At 63.4% G+C, this 25,257-nt stretch carries 25 protein-coding genes; 21 read left to right on the top strand and 4 right to left on the bottom strand.

The window, feature by feature from the left end:
- The first annotated feature begins 22 nt into the window (after window positions 1-22).
- The 13 genes from dnaN to OXG98_12755 all read left to right on the top strand — a co-directional run bounded on the left by dnaN (window position 23) and on the right by OXG98_12755 (window position 15,430).
- Window positions 23-1,153: a DNA polymerase III subunit beta gene (dnaN, locus tag OXG98_12815; GenBank protein MCY3772885.1), complete on the top strand. Its 1,131-nt coding sequence runs from the start codon at window positions 23-25 to the stop codon at window positions 1,151-1,153.
- 4 nt (window positions 1,154-1,157) lie between these two features.
- Complete coding sequence (recF, locus tag OXG98_12810; GenBank protein ID MCY3772884.1) at window positions 1,158-2,267, top strand: DNA replication/repair protein RecF; 1,110 nt, start codon at window positions 1,158-1,160, stop codon at window positions 2,265-2,267.
- A gap of 9 nt (window positions 2,268-2,276) precedes the next feature.
- Entirely contained in the window at window positions 2,277-2,582 is a 306-nt protein-coding gene (locus tag OXG98_12805) for a DUF721 domain-containing protein (GenBank protein MCY3772883.1), read from the top strand.
- A gap of 5 nt (window positions 2,583-2,587) precedes the next feature.
- Entirely contained in the window at window positions 2,588-5,002 is a 2,415-nt protein-coding gene (gene gyrB / locus OXG98_12800) for a DNA topoisomerase (ATP-hydrolyzing) subunit B (GenBank protein MCY3772882.1), read from the top strand.
- A gap of 114 nt (window positions 5,003-5,116) precedes the next feature.
- Window positions 5,117-7,615 carry a DNA gyrase subunit A gene (gene gyrA, locus OXG98_12795; GenBank protein MCY3772881.1) on the top strand — a complete coding sequence of 833 codons (2,499 nt, stop codon included), beginning with the start codon at window positions 5,117-5,119 and terminating at the stop codon, window positions 7,613-7,615.
- A gap of 142 nt (window positions 7,616-7,757) precedes the next feature.
- Complete coding sequence (gene lysW, locus OXG98_12790; GenBank protein MCY3772880.1) at window positions 7,758-7,925, top strand: lysine biosynthesis protein LysW; 168 nt, start codon at window positions 7,758-7,760, stop codon at window positions 7,923-7,925.
- A 240-nt stretch (window positions 7,926-8,165) separates the two neighbouring features.
- Window positions 8,166-9,020 carry a RimK family alpha-L-glutamate ligase gene (locus OXG98_12785; protein ID MCY3772879.1) on the top strand — a complete coding sequence of 285 codons (855 nt, stop codon included), beginning with the start codon at window positions 8,166-8,168 and terminating at the stop codon, window positions 9,018-9,020.
- Window positions 9,017-9,856: a lysine biosynthesis protein LysX gene (gene lysX / locus OXG98_12780; GenBank protein MCY3772878.1), complete on the top strand. Its 840-nt coding sequence runs from the start codon at window positions 9,017-9,019 to the stop codon at window positions 9,854-9,856. The genes OXG98_12785 and lysX overlap by 4 nt, the downstream gene beginning before the upstream one ends.
- Complete coding sequence (gene argC, locus OXG98_12775; protein ID MCY3772877.1) at window positions 9,853-10,896, top strand: N-acetyl-gamma-glutamyl-phosphate reductase; 1,044 nt, start codon at window positions 9,853-9,855, stop codon at window positions 10,894-10,896. Before lysX ends, argC begins: the two co-directional genes overlap by 4 nt.
- Window positions 10,897-10,905: 9 nt before the next feature.
- The gene (gene hisS / locus OXG98_12770; GenBank protein ID MCY3772876.1) at window positions 10,906-12,171 is read left to right on the top strand and encodes a histidine--tRNA ligase; all 1,266 of its coding nucleotides are present in this window, start codon (window positions 10,906-10,908) and stop codon (window positions 12,169-12,171) included.
- Window positions 12,168-12,965, top strand: coding sequence for a [LysW]-aminoadipate kinase (locus OXG98_12765; protein MCY3772875.1), 798 nt, complete (start codon window positions 12,168-12,170; stop codon window positions 12,963-12,965). Before hisS ends, OXG98_12765 begins: the two co-directional genes overlap by 4 nt.
- Before the next feature lie 99 nt (window positions 12,966-13,064).
- Window positions 13,065-14,324, top strand: a complete 1,260-nt coding sequence (locus OXG98_12760; protein ID MCY3772874.1) for an acetylornithine/succinylornithine family transaminase — start codon at window positions 13,065-13,067, stop codon at window positions 14,322-14,324.
- The gene (locus OXG98_12755) at window positions 14,321-15,430 is read left to right on the top strand and encodes a [LysW]-lysine hydrolase (protein ID MCY3772873.1); all 1,110 of its coding nucleotides are present in this window, start codon (window positions 14,321-14,323) and stop codon (window positions 15,428-15,430) included. Before OXG98_12760 ends, OXG98_12755 begins: the two co-directional genes overlap by 4 nt.
- Before the next feature lie 55 nt (window positions 15,431-15,485).
- On the opposite strand, the gene OXG98_12750 is transcribed toward OXG98_12755, so the two are convergent.
- Genes OXG98_12750 through OXG98_12740 form a run of 3 tightly spaced genes read right to left on the bottom strand, consistent with a single transcriptional unit; the run spans window position 15,486 to window position 18,420 of the window.
- A complete protein-coding gene (locus OXG98_12750) occupies window positions 15,486-16,268 on the bottom strand; it encodes a DUF4159 domain-containing protein (protein ID MCY3772872.1) in 783 nt (260 codons plus the stop codon).
- A gap of 18 nt (window positions 16,269-16,286) precedes the next feature.
- Window positions 16,287-17,522 carry a VWA domain-containing protein gene (locus OXG98_12745; GenBank protein MCY3772871.1) on the bottom strand — a complete coding sequence of 412 codons (1,236 nt, stop codon included), beginning with the start codon at window positions 17,520-17,522 and terminating at the stop codon, window positions 16,287-16,289.
- Complete coding sequence (locus OXG98_12740) at window positions 17,503-18,420, bottom strand: MoxR family ATPase (GenBank protein MCY3772870.1); 918 nt, start codon at window positions 18,418-18,420, stop codon at window positions 17,503-17,505. Before OXG98_12740 ends, OXG98_12745 begins: the two co-directional genes overlap by 20 nt.
- Window positions 18,421-18,712: 292 nt before the next feature.
- On the opposite strand from OXG98_12740, the gene OXG98_12735 reads away from it, so the two are divergent.
- The 8 genes from OXG98_12735 (at window position 18,713) to OXG98_12700 (ending at window position 24,386) form a co-directional block, all read left to right on the top strand.
- The gene (locus tag OXG98_12735; protein ID MCY3772869.1) at window positions 18,713-19,186 is read left to right on the top strand and encodes a cytochrome c maturation protein CcmE; all 474 of its coding nucleotides are present in this window, start codon (window positions 18,713-18,715) and stop codon (window positions 19,184-19,186) included.
- A gap of 54 nt (window positions 19,187-19,240) precedes the next feature.
- Entirely contained in the window at window positions 19,241-19,864 is a 624-nt protein-coding gene (locus OXG98_12730) for a zinc ribbon domain-containing protein (protein ID MCY3772868.1), read from the top strand.
- A gap of 10 nt (window positions 19,865-19,874) precedes the next feature.
- Window positions 19,875-21,065, top strand: a complete 1,191-nt coding sequence (locus tag OXG98_12725) for a hypothetical protein (protein MCY3772867.1) — start codon at window positions 19,875-19,877, stop codon at window positions 21,063-21,065.
- Window positions 21,058-21,768 carry a heme ABC exporter ATP-binding protein CcmA gene (ccmA, locus tag OXG98_12720; GenBank protein MCY3772866.1) on the top strand — a complete coding sequence of 237 codons (711 nt, stop codon included), beginning with the start codon at window positions 21,058-21,060 and terminating at the stop codon, window positions 21,766-21,768. The genes OXG98_12725 and ccmA overlap by 8 nt, the downstream gene beginning before the upstream one ends.
- A gap of 107 nt (window positions 21,769-21,875) precedes the next feature.
- Entirely contained in the window at window positions 21,876-22,556 is a 681-nt protein-coding gene (locus OXG98_12715) for a heme exporter protein CcmB (GenBank protein ID MCY3772865.1), read from the top strand.
- Window positions 22,557-22,558: 2 nt separating this feature from the next.
- On the top strand, window positions 22,559-23,281 hold the full coding sequence (ccsA, locus tag OXG98_12710) for a cytochrome c biogenesis protein CcsA (GenBank protein MCY3772864.1): 723 nt from the start codon (window positions 22,559-22,561) through the stop codon (window positions 23,279-23,281).
- Window positions 23,282-23,354: 73 nt separating this feature from the next.
- Window positions 23,355-23,522 carry a CcmD family protein gene (locus OXG98_12705; GenBank protein MCY3772863.1) on the top strand — a complete coding sequence of 56 codons (168 nt, stop codon included), beginning with the start codon at window positions 23,355-23,357 and terminating at the stop codon, window positions 23,520-23,522.
- 96 nt (window positions 23,523-23,618) lie between these two features.
- Window positions 23,619-24,386 (top strand): RNA methyltransferase, encoded by a 768-nt coding sequence (locus OXG98_12700; GenBank protein MCY3772862.1) that lies wholly within the window; start codon window positions 23,619-23,621, stop codon window positions 24,384-24,386.
- 105 nt (window positions 24,387-24,491) lie between these two features.
- Here the strand turns inward: OXG98_12700 and truA are convergent, their stop codons facing one another.
- Window positions 24,492-25,238 (bottom strand): tRNA pseudouridine(38-40) synthase TruA, encoded by a 747-nt coding sequence (gene truA, locus OXG98_12695; protein ID MCY3772861.1) that lies wholly within the window; start codon window positions 25,236-25,238, stop codon window positions 24,492-24,494.
- Window positions 25,239-25,257: the final 19 nt, after the last annotated feature.

The following is a 25,257-nucleotide window of genomic DNA, read 5'->3' as shown; positions in this document are numbered from 1 at the left end:
CGATTGCCCAAAGGAGTACTCCGTGAAGATTACCATACCGGCCAGTTCCACGCTGATGAGCGGGATACAGACCGTCCTGAATGTCGTGCCGCCCAAGACTACCCTGCCCATTCTGTCCAACATGCTGCTGGAGACGGAGGACGGCCACCTGACCATCGGGGCCACCGATCTGGATATATCCATCGTGACGAAGATTCCCGCCCAGATCACGGAAGGGGGATCAATCACGGTGCCGGGAAGGAAATTCGCGGAGATGGTGCGCGAATTGCCTGACGCACCCGTAGATATAGAGGTGGACGGCGTCAAGGTAATCGTCCGGTGCGACCGGGGGGTGTTTCGCCTTGTGGGCATAGACAAGGAAGAGTATCCGGCCCTTCCGGATGTGCCTTCCGATCAGACCATAACGATTCCGGCGTCTTCGCTGCAGCGCCTGATCCGCAAGACGGTGTACGCGGTATCGAGGGACGAGACCCATCCCAGCCTGTGGGGCGCCTTCCTGCGCATAGGCGGCGGTTCCGTGCGGATGGTCGCCACGGACGCCCATCGGCTGGCCAAGACGACCTTGCCCTGCGAAGTCGATGATACGGTCACCGAAGGAATCATCGTGCCCCCGAAGGCCCTGAACAACCTTTCACGGCTCATCGGGGAATCAGACACGCCTTCCCGCATAACGATCGGGGACAATCACGTCGTGTTCGACCTGGAGAACGCCCAGTTGTACGCCAGGCTGATCGAAGCGACATACCCCGATTACGAGCGGGTCATTCCAAGCGGAAACGACAAGATCGTCAAGGTGAACCGCGAGGTTCTGGAAAGCGCCGTACGCCGCGTGTCCGTCCTGTCCAACTCGACCACGCGGCAGATCAGGTATTCGGCACGGCCGGGATTCATCGAGCTCAGTTCGTCCAGCCACGATATCGGCGGCGAGGCCCGGGAGGAGGTGCCGGCCGAATACGAAGGCGACGCCATGGATACGGCCTACGACTTCCGCTACCTCCTCGACGTCGTGGAGCGGATAGAAAGCGAAGACGTGGTCTTCAAGCTCGATTCACCCGTCAGTGCCGGGATCATCACGCCTTCCGAAGAAGAGGCGGAAGGCGAGGACTACCAGTGCCTGATCATGCCCCTGAGACTAACCGACGTGGAAAACTGACAAGGTGCATCTAAAGCGGCTGTCCCTTAGTCATTACAGGAATTACACATCCCTGGCGCTGACCTGTGACCTGCAAACGAACGTTTTTATCGGAGCGAACGGACAAGGCAAAACCAACCTCCTGGAGGCGGTCTATTACCTGTGCGTGGCCCGGTCCTGCCGCGAGGCGCAGGACAGGGAGCTCGTGCGCATGGGCGCGGACCATTTCCTGATACAGGGACGGGGCCGGTCGGCGGAAGGCAGGGAGGTCGAGGTACAAATCAGATACGGGCGCCAGACAGGCAAGAAGGTACTCGTGAACGAGTCGCCACTGCGCAACCTGTCGGACCTGTACGGCATCATGGCCGCCGTGGTGATTTCACCGGACGACCGGAGGCTCGTCCAGGGATCGCCGAATTCGCGCCGCCGTTTCCTTGACATCGCGATCTCGCAGTCCAACGCGGCATACCTCGCTACCCTGCAGGACTACAGGCGGGTGGTCCGGCAACGAAACGAGGCGTTGCGCGCGCACCAGGAAAACCCGGAAAGAGCTCCGGACCTGGAGGTCTGGAACGCGCCGCTGGTCGACCTGGGCAGCCGCATCATGAGAAAGAGGGTGGAAGTCGTCTCGGCCCTCAAGGAAGAAGCACGGCGGGTTCACGCCGCGATCAGCGGCGACGACGAGGTCCTCGAGCTGGACTATGCGCCATCCTTCGAATGCGAGGCCCTCGATGACATCGAGGGGGCTTTCCAGGAGGCGCTGGACCGGAACGGGCACCGGGAACGGGCGCGGGGCATGACGGAAGTGGGGCCGCACCGGGATGACCTGTCCATCACCATGAACGGAGTCTCGCTGCAGGCCTACGGCTCCCAGGGGCAGCACAAGACGGCGGCGACGGCCCTGAAGCTGGCGGAGGCCCGCTTTCTCTGGCACCAGCTGCAGGCGCCTCCGCTGCTGTTGCTGGACGACATATTCGCGGAGATCGACGCCGCGAGGACGGACCGTCTGATGGAAATGGTCCCCGCGTACGGCCAGACCTTCATTACGACGGCCAAGGAAAGCGATATCGGGGACTACCGGGAGGGGATCACCCGGTTCCGCGTCCACGAGGGCGCGGTGACACCCTGCGACTGAGGTTCGGGCATGACGCGAAAAAACAAAACCACCACCCTCGGCGACGCCCTCGGTAAACTGGTGCGAAGTCTCGGCATGGAAGGCAGGCTGGAGGAACAGCAGGCCGTGGACAGGTGGGCCCAGGTGGTCGGCGATCGCATCGCGCTGCACGCGCGGGCGGTATTCTTCGAAGGGGGCAAACTGGTCGTGGAGGTAGACAGCGCGGCCTGGCGGCAGGAACTGTTCTACATGAAGCAGGAGATTCTGAATCGACTGGACCGCTCATTCGGCAAGCCCCTGGTCCAGGACATCATATTCACCAATTCCAGAAGGTAAAATCGATGTCAGAAACACGGGAAAATACGCCGGACAGCGTGGACGGCCAGGACAGCGTGGACGGTGCGGAATTGCCGGAATCGGGTCCCGGCACCCCGGAACCCGATCAGTACGACGCGGAGAATATCCAGGTCCTAAAGGGGCTCGAGGGGGTTCGCAAGCGGCCCGCCATGTACATCGGGAGCACCAGTTCCACGGGCCTGCATCATCTCGTGGAAGAGGTGATGCAGAACGCCATTGATGAACATCTCCAGGGGTTCGGCGACACCATCAAGACGTACATCGAAGAAGAAGGACATATCTCCGTGATCGACAACGGCCGCGGCATACCGGTCGAGACGCACCCCACGGAGAACCGGCCCGCCGTGGAAGTCGTCATGACCATGCTCCACGCCGGGGGGAAGTTCGACAACAAGTCCTACAAGGTATCTGGAGGGCTGCACGGCGTGGGCGTGTCGGTGGTCAACGCCCTGTCCGAGTGGCTGGTCGTCGAGGTGCGCCGGGACGGCAAGATCTATTACCAGCGGTATGAGCAGGGTATCCCCGTATGCGGCCTGGAGGTAAGGGGCGAGACGGAGGAGAACGGAACGACCGTCTCCTTCAAGCCGGATGATGAGATCTTCGACGCGACGGAATTCAATTTCGACCACATCGCCCACCGCTTCCGGGAACTGGCCTTCCTGAACCGCCACATGCGCATCGAACTGCACGAAGAGGCCAGGGGCAAGTCCAGCGTTTTCGAGTACCGGGGGGGCATCGTCGAATTCGTCGAGTACCTGAACGAGAACAAGACGCCCATCCATGACACCATCGGCATCCGCCAGAACCGGGACGGCAACCAGATCGACATCGCCTTTCAATACAACGACGGCTACCAGGAGAATATCTTCACGTACGCCAACACCGTGCGGACAACGGAAGGCGGCTTCCACCTCGTGGGATTCAAGACGGCCCTCACCCGGTCCATCAACAACTACGCCCAGCGGAACAACCTGCTGAAGAACCTCAAGGTGCCCATAACCGGCGACGACACGCGGGAAGGCATTACGGCCATCGTGAGCGTGATCATTCCCGATCCCCAGTTCGAGGGCCAGACCAAGGAGAAACTCGGCAACAGCGACATACGCGGCGTCGTGGAGTCGGTGGTCGGCGAGGGGCTCTCCACGTACCTGGAGGAGAATCCGGCGACGGCGAAGAAGATCGTCGAAAAATGCATCCAGGCGGCCATTTCCCGGGATGCCGCGCGCAAGGCGCGGGAGCTGACCCGTCGCAAGAGCGCGCTGGAAAACACCACCCTGCCGGGCAAGCTCGCCGACTGCACCCTGAAGGATCCCATGGCCTGCGAAATCTACCTCGTCGAGGGCGATTCGGCCGGCGGCACGGCCAAGTCGGGCCGAGACAAGACCTTCCAGGCCATTCTACCCCTCTGGGGCAAGCCGCTCAACGTGGAGAAAGCCCGCATCGACACGGTGCTGAGCAACGACAAGCTCCAGCCCATCATCACCGCGCTCGGGGTGGGCATTGACGACGATTTCGACCTGTCCAGGCTCCGTTACGGGCGCGTCATCATCATGGCGGATGCCGACCATGACGGGCTGCATATCCGCACGCTGCTGCTGACCTTCCTCTTCCGGTACATGCGTCCGCTGGTGGAACACGGCCACGTCCTGATCGCGCAGCCCCCGCTGTACCGCGTGCGCAAGGGCCGGCGGGAGGACTACCTCAAGAACGACAGGGAGCTCTGGGAATACCTGCTCAACCAGAGCGTGGACCGCACCAGGGTACAGCGGGCGGACGCGAACGGCAACGGGCACGCCCTGACCGAAGACAAGTTGCTCGCCCATCTCCGCGAGATGATGGACTTCGAAGAGCAGATCGGACGATTGGTCAAGACGGGCATGAAGCGCGACCAGATCATGGGGATGCTCAAAGAAAGGGACCTGTACGACGCATACCGGAGAGATCTGCGCGACCGGGCGGCAGCCCGAAAGGAACAGGAAGAGGCCGGCGAAGTTCCAGTGCCCGTGGATCCCGTCGAAGAGGCTCTGGATCCCTCCCTGTACCGCAGGCTTCGGCAGCTCTGCCGCCGGCTGGAGGACGTCCTGGACAACGAAATGGTCGTCAGCACGGACAAGACCGAGAAGCGGGTCAGGGGGGTCGGAAAACTGATCGACGCCGTCCTGGACGTGGGGCGGGAAGGCGCCACGATCTCGCGGTACAAGGGCCTGGCCGAGATGGACGCCGAAGAGCTGTGGCAGACGACGATGAACCCCGAAACCCGCACGTTGCTCCGGGTAACCCTCGACGACGCGGTGGAGGCGGACCGGATATTCACGATCCTCATGGGCGACAACGTGGCCGCCCGAAACGAATTCATCCAGCGAAACGCCCTTCTGGTGAACAACCTGGACCTGCACTGACACCCGGCGCCTGCCGCACATAAGCGGATCGGGCGGTCCGGACGGTCCGTGCAGTCGGGCGACACCACGAACAGCCATCAACCGGAAACGGGATAACACGTTCAAGGGGAAAGCATGGCGGTAGAACAACACGACAACATCCAGCCCATCTTCATTGAAGACGAGATGAAGAGTTCTTATCTCGACTTCTCCATGAGCGTGAACCTGTCGCGGGCGATCCCGGATGTGCGCGACGGCTTCAAGCCGTCGCAGCGGCGCATTCTAGTGGCGATGCGCGACCTGAACCTCACGCCGGGCAGGCCCACGCGAAAGTGCGCCAAGATCGTCGGCCAGACCATAGGCGATTACCATCCCCACGGCGACCTCGCCGTGTACGATACCCTCGCGCGGATGGCCCAGCCTTTCAGCATGCGCTATCCCATGATCTTCGGCCAGGGGAATTTCGGCTCCATCGACGGCGATCCGCCGGGCGCCATGCGGTACACCGAATCGAGAATGTCCCGCCTGGCCATCGAGATGATGGAGGACATCGACAAGAACACCGTCGACTTCATGCCGAACTACGACGAATCGAAAGACGAGCCGACGGTGCTTCCGGGCAAGTTCCCCAACCTGCTCTGTAACGGATCGCTCGGCATCGGCGTGGGCATGGCCTCCAACCTGCCTTCCCACAACCTCGCCGAGGTGGTGGACGGGATCGTGGCCGTGATCGACAATCCGGAAATAACGATCGAGGAGCTCTCCGGGCACATCAAGGGTCCGGATTTCGCCACCGGCGCGATCATATACGGCCGCAACGCGATAAACGAGTATTTCCACACCGGCCGCGGAAAGATCAAGGTGCGCGCCCGCACGACGATCGAGGTTCATGAACAGAGCGAGAAGGAAACCATCGTCGTCACGGAGATCCCCTACAAGGTCAACAAGTCCAGCCTGATCGAGAAGATCGCCGACCTCGTCCGCGAAAAGCAGTTGCTTGGCATTACCGACATACGGGACGAGTCCGACCGGTCGGGCATGCGCATCGCCATCGACGTGCGGCGGGACATTCCCGGCAACATCGTACTCAACCATCTTTTCAAGATGACGCCTCTTGAGACCACCATCGGCGTCACCATGCTGGCGCTCGTGGACGGCCGGCCCCGGGTGCTGAACATCAAGGAATGCATTCAGCACTTCATCGACCACCGCCACGAGGTGCTGGTGCGCCGGACGGCCTTCGACCTCGAGAAGGCGGAACAGCGGGCCCACATCGTCGAAGGCCTGCGCGTGGCGCTCGACAACGTCGACCGCGTGATCGAAATCCTCCGCGGATCGCGTACCGGCGAGGAGGCCATGGAAGTCCTGGTGGACGAATTCGGACTGTCGCAGGCCCAGGTCGAGGCGATCCTGGACATGCGCCTGCAGCGCCTGACCGGACTGGAACGGGACAAGCTCGAGGATGAGTACAACGAGTTGATTGCCCGGATCGCCGACTTCCGGGACATTCTTTCGCGGCTGGAACGGCGGATGCAGATCATCAAGGAAGAGATGATCGACTTGAAGGAACGCTTCGGCGACGAAAGACGGACCGAGTTGATCGACATCGAGGGCGATCTCAGCATCGAGGACCTGATCGCCGACGAGGAGATGGTGATCACCATATCGCACGCCGGGTACATCAAGCGCCTGCCCATGGACACCTACCGGAGCCAGAACCGCGGCGGCAAGGGCATCACCGGCATGAAGACGCGGGAAGAGGATTTCGTGGAACACCTCTTTTCGGCTTCGACCCACTCCTACATCCTGTTCTTCACGAACCGCGGCAAGTGCTACTGGCTGAAGGTCTGGGAGATCCCGGAAGCCGGCCGCACGGCCCGCGGCAAGGCCATCGTCAACCTGCTGCAGCTCGGCCAGGGAGAAAGCGTCGCGGCCTTCCTGCCGATCAGGACTTTCGACGACGAGCACTACATCCTGATGGTGACGCGGAACGGCCTCGTGAAGAAGACCGTCCTCTCGGCGTACGGGAATCCCCGGAAGAACGGCATCGTGGCGCTGAACATCCTGGAGGGCGACGCCCTCATCGAGGCCCTGCTTACCGACGGAGACAATGACATCGTGATCGCCAGCCGGAACGGCCAGGCCGTCCGCTTCCACGAGGGCGACGTCCGGACCATGGGCCGCGGCGCGCAGGGCGTGCGGGGCATCCGGCTCGGGGAAGAAGACCGGGTCGTGGGGATGCTGGCGTCGGGACGGGACTCCACGCTGCTTTCCGTTACCGAGAACGGGTACGGCAAGCGGACGGGCATAGAGAACTATCGCCTGACTCGCAGGGCCAGCAAGGGCGTAACCAACATCCGGACGAGCGAACGCAACGGCTCCGTGGTCTCGATACACGCGGTCTCCGACGAAGACGAGCTGATGATCATCACCGTGGACGGCCTCATCATTCGCCTGCCGGTCCGCGACCTGCGTCCCATCGGCAGGAACACCCAGGGCGTCCGCCTCATCAACCTGGGCGAGGGAGACCGGGTGATCGACGTGTCCAGGATCACGCCCGGCGATGAAGAGGACGATCCGGCGTCTTCCGAATCCGCAGAAACCGGCGGGACAACCGAGGCGGATGAGACATAGATGAGCCATAAAAAACCGCTTGACACGTTTGGCCCGCATCATATATTTCGACCGTTCTGAAAGGAAGAAAGGGACCTTCCCGGAAGGGTGAAAGGACCTTCGAAACGGTTCGTTCCAAGGCTGCATGGACGTAAACGGGGGGATCATGGGAACCTGCCCTGAATGTGGCGCCTCGGTCGACTTGGATTTTGATGTCGTGGAAGGCGAAATCATAACTTGTGAAGAGTGCGGCGCGGAACTCGAAGTGATCAGCGCCAATCCGCTGGAGCTGGCGCTGGCGCCGGAAGAAGAAGAAGACTGGGGAGAGTGAGTCCGTTCCCGCGTGGCGGATTCGTAAACGTACAGGAAATTACGATGAGCAAACGAATGAAACATAAACATGGAAATCATGATTGTGATTTGCGTTCGTTCGCTCATCGCGGCCCGCAGTAAACTGCCACAAGGCATTGCCGGGCCAAGGGAACTGACAGGAGCCATGTTCCTCTTCCGATAGGGCGAAGAGGCCGGCTCCTTTTTTTATGGCCTGGCCGGCGAGAGGAAGTATCGATCCATGGAAATGGGCATCGTGCTGTCGCGCGTCCGCAAGGACGAAAAGCGTCTGATCGCCGAGGCGGGCCGCCGCGGAATCGACGTGACGACGATCGACAACACCCGGCAGGTATGCGAACTGGACCGCCGGCATATGGATCTCGACGTGGTCCTGGAGCGATGCGTGGATCACCACCGGGCCGTGTACGCGCTGACCGTGTTCGACCACTGGGGCATCCCCACGGTGAACCGGCAGTCCGTGGTGGAGACTTACGGCAACCGGCTGCTGACGACCCTGGCTCTGCGGGAGAACGGGGTGCCGACGCCGGACATGCGCGTGGCCTATACGCCGAAATCGGCCCTCGGAGCCATGGAGGACCTGGGTTACCCCGTGGTCCTGAGACCCGTGGAGGGTCCGGAGGATCAACTGGTTTCCCGCATAGGGGACAAGTACACAGCGGCCACGGTCCTGGAGCACAAGCGTATTCTGGGCGCCTATCACCATTCCATCTTCTTCATGCAGAAACACATCGACGCGCCCGGACACGACATAAGGGCGTACGTGGTCGGCGACGAGACGGTCGCCGCCGTATCGGTGCTGACCCACCACTGGATCGGATCCATCGCCGATGGCGGCCTGATGAAGCAGGAACCCGTAACGGATGAATTGAACGCCCTCGCGGTATCCGCCGTCCGGTCCATCGGGGGCGGCATAGCGGTGGTGGACATGGTCCGCACCAGGGACGCTTGGTTCGTGCAGGAGATGGGGCGGCCGACCGGTCTTTCCGACGCTTCGGACGCCACGGGGGTCGATATTCCGGGCAAGATCATGGACTATGTGGTGGATACGGTGGATCAGGGGGGACGGAACTCGTGAAGATCGGCATGTTGCTGTCCGTCGTTTCCAAGGAGCAGAAGATGCTGTTCGAGGCGGCCGCGAACCGGGGCATCAAATTCGACCGGATGGACGACCGGCGCATCGTCTTCGACCTGGAAAACCACCGGTACGACCACGACGTCATCCTCGAGCGGTGCATCAACCACTCCAGGGCGCTCTACTCGCTGAAGATGCTCAACGCCAGCGGCATCAAAACCGTCAATACCTACGACGTGGCCCGCGTGTGCGGGAACAAGTTCCTGACGACCATGGCGCTGGTGGACCACGGGGTGCCGACGCCGAAGGCCCGCGTGGCCTTCACGGCGGAATCGGCTCTCGCGGAGATGGAATCCATGGGCTATCCGGTCGTACTCAAGCCGCCCATCGGTTCGTGGGGCCGCCTGATCGCCCGGATCAACGACCGTCACGCGGCTGAAGCGGTGCTGGAGCACAAGGAGACCCTGGGGTCCTTTCAGCATTCGGTGATCTACATCCAGGAGTACGTCGAAAAGCCCGGCCGGGACATTAGGTCCTTCGTGGTTGACGGCGAGACCATCTGCGCCGTCTATCGGTTTTCCGACCACTGGAAGACCAACACCGCCCTGGGCGGGACGACGGCCAACTGTCCCGTGGAGGGCGAGGTGGGAGAACTCTCCTCCCGCGCCGCGGAAGCGGTGGGCGGCGGCGTGGTGGCCGTCGACCTGCTGGAATCGGCGGACGGGATCCTGGTCAACGAGGTCAACTACACCATGGAATTCCGGAACAGTGTCCAGCCTACGGGAGTGGACATCCCCGGGCGAATCATCGACTATCTGCTAAAGGTGGCCCGATCATGATCAAGGTGTCGATCGCAGGCGCGTCCGGGTACGGCGGCGGGGAACTGCTGCGGATGCTGCTGTTCCATCCGGAAATCGAGATCCGGCAGGTGACTTCCGAATCGCTGGCCGGAAAGCCCGTGGGCCGTTCCCATCCCAACCTGCGCCGGGTCACGGACCTCAAGTTCAGCGCCCTGGCCGACCTGGAACCCTGCGACGTGCTGTGCCTGTGCCTCCCCCACGGCGAGGCCATGAAACGGTGGGACGCCCTCTCCGGCCTGGCGGGCCGCGTCATCGACCTGAGCGCCGACTTCCGCCTGCGCAATCCGGCGGATTACCCCACCTGGTACGGGCACGAACACACGCACCCGGAAATGCTGGGCCGTTTCGTGTACGGGCTGGCCGAACTGTACCGGGACGAGATCCGGGAAGCCGAGTATGTCGCGTGCACCGGGTGTCTGGCCGCCACGGCGATCCTGTCGCTGGCGCCCCTGGTCAGGGCCGGCGCCGTCGATCCTTCGCGCCTGTTCATGGAAGGGAAGATCGGTTCCTCCGCGGCGGGGCACCGGGCCGACCGGTCCACCCACCACCCGGACAGAAGCGGCGCGGTACGCTCCTTCAAGCCCACGGGCCATCGCCACACGGCGGAGATCATGCAGGAGCTGACCTTCGGCGGGCAGGCGCCCGGGGTCCATTTCTCGGCGACGGCCATCGAAATGGTGCGCGGCATCCTGATGACCACGCACGCTTTTGCAAACGGCAACCTGTCCGAAAGGGATATCTGGGGTATCTACCGGGAGGCCTACGACCGGGAACCCTTCATCCGCATTATCAAGGAGCGCCAGGGCGTGTTCCGGTACCCCGATCCGAAGTTTCTCTCGGGGACCAACTACTGCGATATCGGGTTCGAGCGGGACGCGCACAGCGACCGAGTCGTGGTCATGGGCGCATTGGACAACCTGGTCAAGGGTGCCGCCGGGCAGGCCGTGCAGGCGCTTAACATCATGTACGGGTGGGACGAGCGGACGGCCTTGGAGTTTCCGGGCCTGCACCCGGTATAGGAAGAAGAAATGAACTACAAGGCCCCCAGAGGCACCTACGACATCCTGCCGGAGGACCAGGCCTATTGGCGGCACGTGATCGAGAGGACGCGGCGGGTCTGCGAACTGTACGGCTATGAGCAGATCGACGTGCCGGTCTTCGAGCAGACCGGCCTCTTCGAACGGAGCGTCGGCGAGTCCACGGACATCGTGGAGAAGGAGATGTACACCTTTCTCGACCGCAGCGACGAGCGCATGACTCTGCGCCCCGAATTCACGGCGGGGATCTGCCGGGCCTACGCCGAGCACAAGCTCCATGGCAGGCCTCAGCCCCTGCGGCTGTTCACGATCGGCCCGGCCTTCCGGTACGAGCGTCCCCAGGCGGGCCGGTACCGCCAGTTCTACCAGATCGACGTGGAGGTGCTGGGCAGCCAGGACCCGGCCGTCGATCTCGAGGTGATGCAGGTGGCCTGGCAGATCTACGAGGACGTCGGCATCCGCGGACTCTCCTTCCAGGTGAACAGCACGGGATGCCCCGCGTGCCGGCCGGGATACCTCGATACGCTGAGGTCCTGGTACGCGCAGCACCTGGGCGAGATCTGCGGCGACTGCGAACGCCGCTACGGACAGAACCTGCTGCGGCTTTTGGACTGCAAGAACGAATCCTGCCGCACGATCTCGGAAGACGCGCCGCGGATCCAGGACTCCCTGTGCGAAGATTGCGGCGGCCACTTCGACCGCCTGCGGTCCTACCTGGACGGCCTGGACCGGCCTTACGAGGTAAACCACCGCCTGGTACGGGGACTGGATTACTATACGAAGACCGTATTCGAGGTCTGGGCCGCGGGCATCGGCGCGCAGAACGCCGTATGCGGCGGCGGACGATACGACGGGCTGATCGGGACGGTCGGCGGGCCCGAAACGCCGGCGATCGGCTTCGCCTCCGGCATTGAGCGTATCATACTCACCATGAAGCAGGAGGGGATCGAGCCTCCCGGCATGCCGAAGCCGTCGGTATTCGTCGCCTATCTCGGCGCGGAAGCCAAGTCCGCCGCGGTGGTCCTGGCGCAGGAGCTGCGCGCGGCCGGCGTAGGCACGACGGCACTGTGGGAAGACCGGAGCCTGAAGGCCCAGATGAGACAGGCCGACCGGCTCGGCGCCGCCTATACCCTGATCATCGGTGAAGAAGAGGTGAGAAACGGCGTCGTCATGCTACGTCGCATGGCGGACAGCACGCAGGCGTCCATACCCCGGTCGGAGGTCCTCGGCGCGGTAAAAGAGGGAGAACGTACATGATCGTGGTGAAGACGGGCGGCAGCAGGGGCATCAACCTGGATTACGTCCTCGAAGACATCGCCCGGCAAACGGAACCGCTGGTGCTGGTGCACGGCGCGTCGGACGAATTGAACCAGATATCGGAGCAACTGGGCAAGCCGCCCCGCATGGTCACGTCGCCGTCGGGATACACGAGCCGGGTCACCGATCAGGAAACGCTGGACATCTTCACCATGGTGTACTGCGGGAAACGCAACACCCGCATCGTCGAGAAACTGCAGCAACTGGGCGTCAACGCCGTCGGCCTCAGCGGCGTGGACGGCCGGCTGCTCGAGGGCCGTCGAAAGCCCAATATCCGCATCGTCGAGGACGGCAGGACGAAGGTCCTGCGGGACGACTACACCGGCCGCATTGAAAAGGCAAATGTTTCGCTCCTGACCACGCTCCTCGACCAGGGGTACCTGCCCGTCGTCAGTCCCCCCGCCATCAGCTACGAAGGCGAGGTGATCAACGTGGACGGGGACCGCGCGGCCGCCGTGATCGCCGACGCCCTGGGCGCGGAACGGCTGGTCATCCTCTCCAACACACCCGGTTTTCTTGAGGATGCGGACGACGAGAGCACCCTGATACTCCGGATATCCCGGGACGGAATAGACGAGGCGATCGCGACCCACGCCAGGGACCGCATGAAGAAGAAGCTGCTTGGCGCCAAGGAAGCGCTGGAGGTGGGCGTGGGCCAGGTGATCCTGGGCGACGGCAGAATACCCGAACCGGTCACTGCGGCCTTGCGCGGCGCGGGCACGGTGATCGGGTAACGGCTGCCCGGGCCGACAACCGGGTAGCAGCCGCCCGGACCAGGGAGCAGACAGCGGTAAAGACGGATGAACGGTAACGTCGATAGGAGCCGAAGGAAAATGACAGACTATCAGGAAATGGAAGACCGCGGATCCATGGGGATTCTGCCGAAGCGGGACGTGGTGATCGTCCGGGGCAGCGGCACGCGGATCCGGGACGACCGGGGCCGGGAATACATCGACTGTATCGGCGGAATCGGCACGGCAAACATCGGCCACAGCCATCCGGCCGTGGCGGAGGCGGTCGCGCGGCAGGCGAAGCGGCTCGTGATTTGTCCGGATACCTTCTACAACGACCGCCGCGCGGAGTTGGCCGCGGCTCTGACCCGGACCGCCCCGGTGGGGCTGGACCGGCTCTTCCTGTGCAATTCGGGTACGGAGGCGGTGGAAGCTGCGCTTAAATTCGCCCGCGTCGTAACCGGCCGGTCGGGCATCATCGCGGCCCAGCGCGGGTTTCACGGCCGCACTTTCGGTGCCTTGAGCGCGACCTGGAATCCCAAGTACCGCGCCCCCTTCGAACCGCTCGTGCCGGGGTTCACCCACGTGAAATACAACGACGCCTCCGCCATGGAGGAAGCCATAGACGACGGGACCGCCGCGGTGATCCTGGAGGTGGTACAGGGCGAGGGCGGCGTGCGGCTCGGCGACGGCGCGTATCTGAGGCGCGTGGAAGCGCTGTGCCGGGAACGGGGCACCCTGTTCGTCGTGGACGAAGTGCAGACCGGCTTCGGGCGGACCGGTGCCATGTTCGCCTGCCAGCACCATGACCTGCGACCGGACATCCTCTGTCTGGCCAAGGCCATGGCCGGAGGCCTGCCCGTAGGCGCGGCGCTCTGTGCCGACTCGGTCCGGGACGTCCCCGCCATGTCCCACGGCAACACCTTCGGCGGCAGTCCGGTGATCTGCGCTGCCGCCCTGGCTACGCTGCGTGTGCTGGAGGAGGAAGGGCTTGTCGAGAACGCCCGGGAGAACGGGGCGTATTTCCGAGATCGCCTCGTGGCGCTGGACGCACCCGGCGTCCGGGAGGTCCGGGGTTTGGGCCTGATCATCGGGGTCGAGTTAAAAGGAAGGGTCACCCCTGTCCTCCGGGGACTCATGGAGCGCGGCGTGATGGCCCTGCCCGCGGGCAACACGGTGCTGCGCTTCCTGCCGCCCCTGTCGATCTCCAGGGAAGAGATCGACCAGGTAGTGGAGGCCGTGGGCGCAGTGCTGGGATCACTGGAGAAAAGTTCGGCGGACCGTGGAACCCGCGCGGAAGCGCGATCCCCCGGCAAGCGGCGCGTGCGGCGCAGTCCGGCCGGCGTCCGGGAGGCCGAATGAGCCGTGACCGCGACGACATCGCCCTGCTGCGCGGCCTGGTCGAGCGATACAGTCCCTCCACGCAGGAAGGCGAAGCCGTCTCCTTCCTGGTGGATGCCATGGAGCGCCGAGGTCTCCGCGCCTGGGTGGACGAAGCAGGGAACGCGGTAGGCGAGACAGGCCGGGGCGAACCACACATTGCCCTGGTCGGCCATATCGACACGGTACCCGGAATCGTCCCCGTGCGGGGAGAATCGGGCAGGCTTTACGGTCGCGGCACGGTGGACGCCAAAGGTCCCCTGGCCGCCTTCGCTGCCGCCCTGTCCCGGTTCTCGGCAATCGACAGTGCCCGGATCACGGTCGTCGGCGCCGTGGAGGAGGAGTGCCCTACCTCGAAGGGCGCCCGTCACCTTGTGGACCGCATGCGGCCGGACTACGTATTCATCGGCGAACCGAGCGGCTGGGACAGTGTCACCATCGGATACAAGGGCCATGTGGGGTTCGACTACCGCCTCAAGCAGCCCAACGCCCATCACGCGGGAAACCATCGACGCGCGGGGGAACGGGCCATCGGCCTGTACAACGCGCTTCAAACGCGCGTCGCCGGCCAGGCTACGGAAAGCGAATTCGAATCACCACGGCTCGAGTTAAGACGATTCAGTACCTGCGACGAGGGGTTGACCGAGGGCGTCGAAGCGTATTTCTCGGTGCGCGTGCCGCCCGGTTACGACCTGGATGACCTGATCGGCTTCGTGACGGAACAGGCGGATCCCGCGGAAATCGTGTGTGACCAGCGGCTGGCGGGCGTGGTCGCCGCGAAGAACACGGCGCTGGTCCGGGCCCTTTTGAAGGGCATCAGAAAGGAAGGCGGCCGTCCGACCTTCAAGAAGAAGACGGGCACGTCGGACATGTGCATCGTCGGACCGGCATGGAAGTGTCCGATTGCCGCCTACGGTCCCGGCGATTCGAGCCTGGACCATACGCCGGACGAGCACATCGTCCTGGACGAGTACCTGCGGTCCATAGAGGTGTTGGCGGCCGCCCTCGAGCACCTGACGGTCACCGAGCGAATCAATCCAACCACAAATCGGCGAGACGGACCGCCTGGCGTTCAGTCCGGCGACTAAACCACCGAGAACGCGCTTAATCGAAACGGCGGGCCTGGGCCTGGACGCCGCGGAGTCAATGGGTCATCGCGTAGATGGCGTAGTTCACGGCGAGCCGGTACGCGGTCACCGAATACGCGCGCGGGTACCCGGGATCGGCCGCGTGCTTCCAGCCGTCGCCCAGGTCGGCGTTCCAGTTCATCAGCACCATGAGCCTTCCGCCATCGTCGGTTATGCCCCGCAGCCGGTGGCCGTACAACGCGCCGTCCCGCTCGTAGTTGCCCGGTCTCCACAAGGCCGCGGTACCGGGCACCAGGGGATACTCGTCGAAATCGTAGTAGCAGTGGAATATCGCGTGACCGGCGGGGACCTCCGCGATGTCGCGTTCGGGGAACACCCGCTTCATCTGCGATTCCCAGACCGCCCACTGGCGCGATCCGTGGAAATCGTCCACCATCAGGAACCCGCCGCGCAGCAGGTACTCCCGCAGGGCGTCCACTTCCTCCTGGCTGAACTGCAGGGATCCGACTTCCAGGATATACAGGAAGGGAATATCGAACAGATCGGGGTCGGTCAGCTCCACGGCCTGCGGTTCGTTGATCTTGAGGGAGGTCGTGGCCCGCAGGGCACGGATCACGTTGGCGTCGGCCGACGGGAAATCCACCGACCACCGCCCCCATCCGAATCCCCGGTAGAACCCGCCGTAGTTCTGGTACACCACCCGGCCGAAGGTGAAATCATTGCGCAGAAACAGGTCGTGACCGGAATCTCCGCTGCCACGGGTCGTCCACAGCGCCACGCCGAGCAGGCAGACCGCAAGGACCACGCCGATGCTTCTGGGAAGGTGTGCGTGTTTCATTTATGAATCCGATCTGACTCACGCCCTGAGAATCAGTTCGCCGATTTCCTGGAGCTGGGCCAGGTTCCGGCATTCCAGCACGTGGTCGCAGTGCGGGCTGTAACGGGACATGACGGAATCGTCGGTGTCCCAGTACTGCGTGGGCTCGGGGTTCAGCCAGATCGTCTGGTGCACCCTTTTTCTAAGCTCGTCCAACACCCAGTCCTGGGGGTCGAACCAGTTCGTCCGCGCGTCGCCGAGGATGACGAGCACCGTGTTTCTGGAGAGGGACAGCAGGTGTTCGTCGTGGAACTGGTAGAAGGCCCTTCCGAAATCGCTCAGGCCGAAGAAATTCAGGGCGTGGTCGTCCTTCAGGTTTTCGACGATTTCTTCGAAGGGCCTGCTGTCGAATTCGTCCGTCACCTCGTTGATCCGGTCCACGAAGAGAAAGCTGCGGGCCCGGCTGAACTGATTCTGCATTTCGTGGACCAGCTTGATGAAGAAGCGGGCGACCTCCCAGACCGATCCCGAGACATCGCACAACACGACAAGTTCGTTCTTCTTGATCTTGCGGTGCTTGTAGATGATGTGAAAGGGCAGGTTGCCCGTGCGAAAACTCCGCTGGATCGTATTCTTGATGTCGACTCTGCCGTGGCGCGACTTCCTGTAACGAAGCGATTTGCGCGTCACGAGATTACGGGCGAGATCTTCCACCGCTTCGTACAGGTTTTCCACGTCGCCCGGTGGCAGTTCCTGGTAGAGGTCGACGTCTTCCGCCTGCTGGTTCGGCTGCGTGCCGGGCTCGGTGACCGCGTCCGACGCCTGTTCCCCTACCTGCACGCGGGCAAGCATCCGCTCCAGGTCGCCTTCCAGGTCTTCCGACTCGTCTGTATCCGCAGGGTCCCCTTCCCCGTCTCCCGCCATGGCCTCTCCCTGTTCGTCCTGGAAACGCCGGACGTCCTGTTCCCCGTCATCGGGAAACTCGTCGATATCGGGATGGCCGTCGGGCGGCCCCTCGGTCTCCCCGCACGGATCGTCCAGTTCTTCCGCGTCGTCCCCTACCTGGACCAGGAAAAACTGCTCGAAAGCCTCGTCGAAGGCGGGAATGTCCTCGCGGGATTTGACGAGGGTGGCCCGCAGGGACGCCTTGAAGGCCGGCCGTTCGGTGACCGGCGCGTGCCGAAGCACTTCAGCGGCGTCCAGTGTCTCGGCCATGGAAACGCGTACGCCGGACTGTCTGAGCAGCCTGGCAAACTCAACCAGCCGCTTGATCATGGTAGCCGTCCCGCATGATCCGTTCGATATCCTCCCGGTCCTTCATCAGGACGTTCAGCGTGCTCGAAAGGATGTCGCGCGAGAGGTGCTGCGCGTTCAGGACCACCAGCGCCAGCGCCCAATCGATCGTTTCGGCGATGCTGGGGGGCTTGCGCATGTTGAGCGTCCTGATTTTCTGGACGAACCGGACGACCTGGTTCGCCAGGTCCGCATCGATACCGGGTGTCTTGCGAAGGACGATCCGGACCTCCTGCTCAAGGGAGGGATAGTTGATATATAGGTACAGGCAGCGCCGCCTGAGCGCCTCGGACAGGTTCCGGTTCGCGTTACTCGTCAGCACAACGAGGGGCCGCCGGGCCGCGGTCAGTGTGCCGAGTTCGGGGATGCTGACCTGGAAGTCGCTCAGCACCTCGAGGAGGAAGCTCTCGAATTCGTCGTCTGAGCGGTCGATCTCGTCGACCAGGAGGACGACAGGTTCCGGCGAGAGGATAGCCTCCAGCAGAGGCCGCGGGAGCAGGAAGTGCCGGGAAAAGAAGGCGCTGTCCTCCCGGTTGAGCGCTTCAACCGCGTTTCCGAGCGTATCAGTTTGGTTCAGCAGGTCGCCGATGCGGTCCTTGAGCATCTGCGTGTACAGCAACTGCTTGGTATATTCCCATTCGTAAAGCGCCTTGGACTCGTCCAGCCCCTCGTAGCATTGCAGCCGGATCAGGCGCCGGTCCAGCGCGCCTGAAAGCATTTTTGCGATCTCCGTCTTGCCCACGCCGGGAGGGCCCTCTACCAGCAGCGGCTTCTCGAGCCGTTCCATGAGAAAGACGGGCGTGGCCAGGTCGGGACCGCAGATGTAGTCCCGGGCTTCGAAGCGCTGGATGACATCCTGGGCAGACGTGAAAGCGGACATGATGTTCCTGAAGGGAAATCCGAACCGGTGCGCGAACACGGGCGGTTACGGGGCAGGCGCCATGGTCTCTGGACGTGACTCCTGGCGGGGTTGACCCCGGCGTAAGGTAGGGGAGGCCCGGCCGGGTGTCAAGCAGATTCGCCGGCGCAGGTTACAGGGTTTGAGGACGGCGAAAACGCGCATCCGCGGCAAGCCGGAGGACTGTCCGCGGCGACAAATATCGCTTGCTGGAACCGGGCGAATCGCCTATATTGCGAGGGTCGCGCCAGACAAGACAACTACGGAGCATACCATGGAAAATCGTAAACGGAAAAAGCAGCGGAAATTCCTTGTGGGCTTCGGCCTGGTGATCGCCGCCATCGGTTACCTGATCTATACCGGGGTGACCGATGCGACCATGTACTACCTGACCGTGAGCGAACTGAAGGCCGCCGTAGCAACGGGCGAGGTGGCCTACGACGAGAACCTGCGCCTGCACGGGAAGGTCGTGAACGGATCAATCCAGCGAGGCGACGTAGGCTCCATGCGCATCCGTTTCATCGCTCACGAGGGCGGTGTTCAGGCCCCCGTCGTCTACACCGGCGTAGTCCCGGATACATTCAGGGACGATTCGGAAGTGGTCGTGGAGGGCGGATATGCCCGGGACGGGACCTTCAACGCCCATACACTCTACGCCAAGTGTCCGTCCAAGTACGAGGCCGAGGGGGGATACGGTCAGTATGAGCAGACCGAGCCGAAGTCGCCGGAGCCGCTTCCCCGGTCCTAGGGGGACGGCGCACCGGTTCGTCCGGCACGCGTACAAGGGGAGCCGGTTCGGATCATGACACTGGTTGCTTGCGGACTGCTCGCGCTGGGCGTACTGGCCTTCATGATCAGTCCTATGCTGGAAGGGTCGGCCCGCCGCCCCTGGACCGCCTGGTCCACCGGGTCCCGCCGGGACGATCTGCTGAAGAAGAAGGATTTCATCTATTCGTCCATCCGCGAGCTGAACATCGATTACAACATGGGCAAGCTGGCCGCCGAGGATCACGAAGCGCTCCGCCAGGAATACATGCAGGAAGCGTCGGACGTGCTCGACGAACTGGATCGGACCGCCGGCACCGACCTGTCCGTCGAGGAACAGATCGAGGAGTCAGTGCTGGAGGTCCGGCGGCGGCGGGACCCGGCGGCCACTGTAGTGGAGACGGCCGTCGATGATACGGCCGTCGATGAAATGGCGCCGGTCGTGGATACGCCTGTTGAAGAAAGAAAGACCGCCGCCGAGCGGCCGGCGCAGACCGTGAGTGTTCAGTCGTGCGTGAGTTGCGGCACGATCAACGAGGAATCCGCCAACTTCTGCATCGAGTGCGGCGCTTCTCTGAAGCGCGGTACCTGCGGCGGCTGCGGTACCGAAAATCCGGCCACTGCCAAATTCTGCGCGCAGTGTGGAGAAAAACTGACGTGATGGTGATTCCTTGAGATCCGAGCGGATTTCGGGCCCTTCGGGGCTTTTTGTTTATTATGCGGTCCTGGTGGCCTGTGTCACCATGGCGGTGAGCGTGGTGATCGGGCCGATCCGGCCGGCGCAGGCCCAGGAGACGGCAAGTATAGCCCTCGCCGTCGTGAACGGAACCACCGGTCTGCCGATGGCGGGACACCCGGTGACCCTGCTGAATCACAGTAGCGAAGAGGGTCCGGATCAGACCCTTGCAAGGGTCGTTACCGACGGTGAGGGCCGTTACGAGTTCACCGGACTGGCGGCCGACGGGTCGCACTACGTGGTCGCCACCCGGTACCTGGAGATGCCCTACCTGACCGGGCACATCCCCCTCGAACCGGGCTCCGGCCGCGTAGAGGAGTTGCTCCAGGTCTTCGATATCACGACCGATGAAACGGACCTGGTCCACAGCGCGGTCCACCTGGTCGTGGATGCGGGACCGGAGATTCTGAACGTCACGGAAATCATCGTCGTGGAAAACCGGGGCAACCTGACTTTCGCGCCGCCGCCGGCCGTGGGCCTGGGCCTCGTCTACACCCTGCCCGCGGCGGCGTTCGGACTGCAGCCGATGGTGGAAGGGCTTCAGCATACCGATCGCGGTCTGCTGTTCTCGGCGCCCATACCCCCGGGGGTCGCCCGGATCGTATACGCCTACAACGTGGACAGGGCGTCCATAGACCACCGGTTCACCAGGCAGATGGACTATAACGTGGACAGGGTCCAGGTTCTGGTCTCACCGAGCAGCGAGACCGTCACCGCCACCAATCTGACCAACGACGGGGTGCAACAGGTCGGCGAAGACGAATACCTGCTGCTTTCGAACCGTGTCGGCGTGGGACGGGGCATGTCGGTGGAAGTCGCCTTCCCCAGCGTCCTGGCCTGGCAGGACGTCATGAAATGGGGCATGCTCGGATTCGTGGTGCTCATCGTGGCCGCCGGCCTCGTCGTAGGGATCCGTGTCAAGCCCGAGCAGCCGGACGAACCGCCGGCCCGGGCCGATCTCTCGCCCGAGGACGAACGGAAGTACACGGCGATCGTCCAGGCCATGGCCGCCCTGGACGATCATTACGAGAGCGGAGGGCTGGACGAGTCATCCTATCGCGTCCGCCGCGACGGCCTGAAAGACCGGGCGCTGCGGCTGCGCCGAACCGGGAGCCGCGATGACTGATCGATCCGCCCCCGGCATCAGCATCCGTCAGCTGACCAAAACCTACGGCCGTTTCCGGGCATTGCACCGGGTGGACATGGACGTGGCGCCCGGTTCCTTCCTGGCCCTGTTCGGTCCCAACGGCGCGGGCAAGTCGACCCTGCTGGGCGTCATCGCCGGGCTCGTGCGCCCGTCCCGCGGCCAGGTGTTCCTCGACGGCGACGAAATCACGAAGGACCGCGACGAATCCCTGGGCAGGCGGATCGGCGTGCTGTCCTACCAGACCTATCTATACGACGAACTGACCGTACGGGAGAACCTGCGGTTTTACGGGAAACTGTTCGGGGTAGAAAACCGCGAGGAGCGGATAGAAGAGCTGTTGCGCACGGTGGGCATGGAGACCAGGTCGGGGAGTCCGGTCCGCACGCTTTCACGCGGCATGCGCCAGCGGGTGGCCCTGGCCCGGGCCCTGCTGCACGACCCGGATATCCTGTTGCTTGACGAACCCTACTCAGGACTGGACCAGGACGCGCTGGCCATGCTGAAGGCAATCCTTATCGAGCGGAACAAGACGATACTGCTCGTGACCCACGACCTGGTCCGCGGCATGGAGTCCGCCGACCGCGTGGCCATCCTGAACCGCGGAAGCCTCGTCTTCGAGGCCGAGACCCGTGGCCTGTCTCAGGTCGAATTCGAACGGACCTACCGGGACCACGCGGTATGATCGCTGTCCGGTCCGGGTCGTCTCACGAAACAGGCCTCGGCCCCGAATCCGTGTAAACCAGGTACCAGGCACCCGGGAAGAGCTGGAGACGGGAGAAGCCAGAACCCATGAGATCCTTCCTCGCTCAGTCATGGCAGATTTACCGCAAGGACATGGTCGTAGAGTACCGCACCCGCGAGCGGGCCGTAACCATGTTCGTCTTCTCGCTGATCGTCGTGATCATTTTCAACTTCGCCTTCAACGCGGGGGCGGATGTAATCCGGCGCGTGGTTCCCGGCATGATCTGGGTGGCCTTCGCCTTCGCGGGCATGCTGAGTGCGAGCCGGTCCTTCTCGCCGGAGAAAGACCGGGGCACCTTCGACGGCCTGCTCCTCACGCCCATCGACCGCGGATCCATCTTCCTGGGCAAGCTGCTGGGCAATATCACGCTCATCGGGCTGGTCCAACTGGCGGTGCTGCCCCTCTTCGTCCTGTTTTTCAACATGACAATCCTGCCTTATCTGTCTAAACTACTGGTGATCTTCTTTCTGGGGACGGTCGGTTTCTCGTCCGTCGCCACCCTGTTCGCGGCCGTGGCCGTCAACACGCGCATGCGGGACGTCATGCTGCCGGTCCTGCTGCTGCCCGTCGCCTCACCAGTCCTGATCGCGCTGGTGGAGACGACGCGGACCGCCTTCGAGGGCGGGGACTGGCAGGACATGACGAACTGGATCAGGTTGCTGTCGGTGTTTACCGTCGTCTTCCTGGTCGCGTCCGTCATGCTGTTCGAGTACATCGTGGAGGAATGAAAATGGCCGGAATCGCCGCCCGCCTGCGCATCACGCCCTTCGGTCTCATCTGTCTCGTGGGCCTGGTCGCCTCGCTCTACCTCTCGCTTCTCTGGGCGCCCCGGGAGCGGGTCATGGGGGATGTGCAGCGGATCATGTACTTTCACGTCGCCTCCGCCTGGATCGCGGAGTTCGCCTTCGTGCTGGTGGGCGTATCGAGCGTCATCTACCTGTGGCTGCGGGAGCGCAGGTGGGACATCGTGGCCTACAGCGCCGCGGAGGTCGGCTTCGTCTTCTGCTGTTTCGTGATGATCACCGGACCGATCTGGGGCAAGCCGGTGTGGGGCACGTGGTGGACCTGGGACCCGCGGCTCACCTTTTCCATGATCCTCTGGCTCATCTACGTGGCCTACCTGATGCTGCGTGTGTACGGCGACGACATGCCCCAGGTGAAGACCTTCCTCGCCGTGCTGGGCATCCTCGGTACGATAGACATCCCCTTCATCCATTTCGCGACCATGTGGTGGCGGGGCCTGCATCCCGATTCCCTGGTCATGACGGAAGAGGGTCTCGGCGCGGGCATGGAAGTCGACATGCGCATCGCGCTGGGTGTGTCGGCGATCGCCTTCACCCTGCTGTTCTTCTACCTTATGGGACGACGGATGGCGCTGGAGCGGCTACACGACGAGACGGAGACCCTGCGGGAACGCGTGGAGCACCGGCATCCCGGCAGTGTCGGGGTTTAAGCGGATATCTGGAGCGTAAGACAGCGCAGGTTTGAGCGTACGGTTTTGTGCGCGTTAAAGGAGAGTTAACACCGTGGATCAGAACTTCTGGTACCTGTTTTCCGCCTATACGTTGATCTTGGTCGGACTGTTCCTCTACCTCTTTACGCTGGCTGGCCGCGAGAAGAAGCTGGAGACGGAGATCGCCGAGCTCAAGGCCGCCGTGGAAGCACTGGAGTCGAAGGAAGACGGGCAGGCCTGACCGGCGTCTCCCCGCAAACAGAGACGCCAGCCATTTCCCAGCCGTCCCATGTATATGAGGGCGGCTTGTTTGTTTCGGAAACACTCGGATCTCCCCATGGCGGATCGATCGGAAAGTATCGCACCGGACTTTTTCTCCCGAATCCACATCATCCTCGTGGAACCGAAAGTGCCGGGTAACATCGGCGCCGTCGCCCGGGCCATGACGACCATGGGCCTTTCCCGCCTCGTCCTGGTCAACCCCGCCGAATTCCGCCACGAGGCGGAAGCCCGATGGATGGCCCACGGCGCCGGAGAGATCCTGGATACGGCCCGTGTTGTCCCGACGCTGGAGGAGGCGGTGGATGATCTCGCCCTCGTCGTGGGTACGACCAACCGCACGCGCGGCATCTGGCTGAACCCCATCCAGTCCGTGGAGCAGGCCTGCACCGAACTGGCTGCCGTCGCTCGGAACCAGCCTGCGGGGATTCTCTTCGGTCGGGAGGACCGCGGCCTCCTGAACGACGAACTGCAACGGTGCAGCGTCATCGCCCGGATCCCCGCGGCGACAACCTACCCGTCCCTGAACCTGTCCCAGTCCGTCATGGTCTGCGCGTACGAACTGTTTCGTATCGGAGGAGAGGCGCCGCTGCCCTCCGAGGTGCGCCTGGCCGGGCACCGGGAAGTGGAGCGGGTCTCTCGGCGCATTCATGAAACGCTGCTCAGGATCGGCTTCACGTCCACGCCGAGCGAGGAGACCTTCCTGCGTTCCATCCGCCGCGTCCTGCGGCGCAGCCTGCGCCTGGAACAGCGCGACGTCGCCACGCTGCACAAGGTTTGTGACGAGATCGACGCGTACGTGGACCGTCGCGGCGGCGGGTCGTAATCATCGAATTCGCCCCGCAGGGGCGAATGGTGGTGGTGGATCTGCCGGGTCCGCCGGGTTCGTCGGGTCCGCCCGGCTCGCCCGGACCGCCTGGTCCACCCGATCTCAGATCCCGAATTCGGAAGGATAGCGCACCGCTTCCAGGCACAGTCCGTGCGCCGGAGCGTTGGCGCCCGCCGCCCTCCGGTCCTTCGCCTCCAGCATCTCCGCCATGGCGCTTTCCGGCCATCGGCCGCGCCCGATATCCACAGCCGTACCCACGATGGTCCGGACCATGTGGTGGAGGAAGCGATTCGCCTCGATATGAAGCCGGAGTTCGTCGTCCTGCTCGACCCAGTCCAATTCCCGCACCTCGCAAATCGTTCCGTCGGCGGTCGACGTGGCCTGGCAGAAGGACGTGAAGTCGTGGCGGCCGGAAAGCGGCGCACAGGCGCGGCGCATGCCGTCGACGTCCAGCGGGTAAGCCACGTGCCAGGCATGGTGCCGGCGCATGGCGCTCGGGCGCCGTATGATCCGGTAGACGTACCGGCGTCCCACCGCGCTGAATCGTGCGTGGAAGTCATCGGTCACCAGCGCAGTCTCCAGCACGCGCACGTCCGGCGGCAGGACGCCGTTCAGCCCCTTCTTCAGCCGATCCACCATCACGTCCGAATCCGTCCTGAAGTGGACGACCTGACCGGTGGCGTGCACGCCGGCGTCCGTACGTCCGGCCGCGGTCGCGCGGAGGTCGGCCTGCAGAACGGTGTGAATCGCCTCCTCCAGGACGCCCTGCACGGTGCGGCCCTCGGACTGGATCTGCCAACCGAGGAAACCGGTGCCGTCGTATTCGAGCTTGAGGACCAGGGTGCGCATGGCGGAAGTGGCGTGTTTC

It is taken from the genome of Gemmatimonadota bacterium (assembly GCA_026706345.1).
Taxonomy (GTDB): domain Bacteria; phylum JAAXHH01; class JAAXHH01; order JAAXHH01; family JAAXHH01; genus JAAXHH01.
Note: the sequence above shows the minus strand (reverse complement) of the source record. Positions and strands in the feature narration are given on the sequence as shown.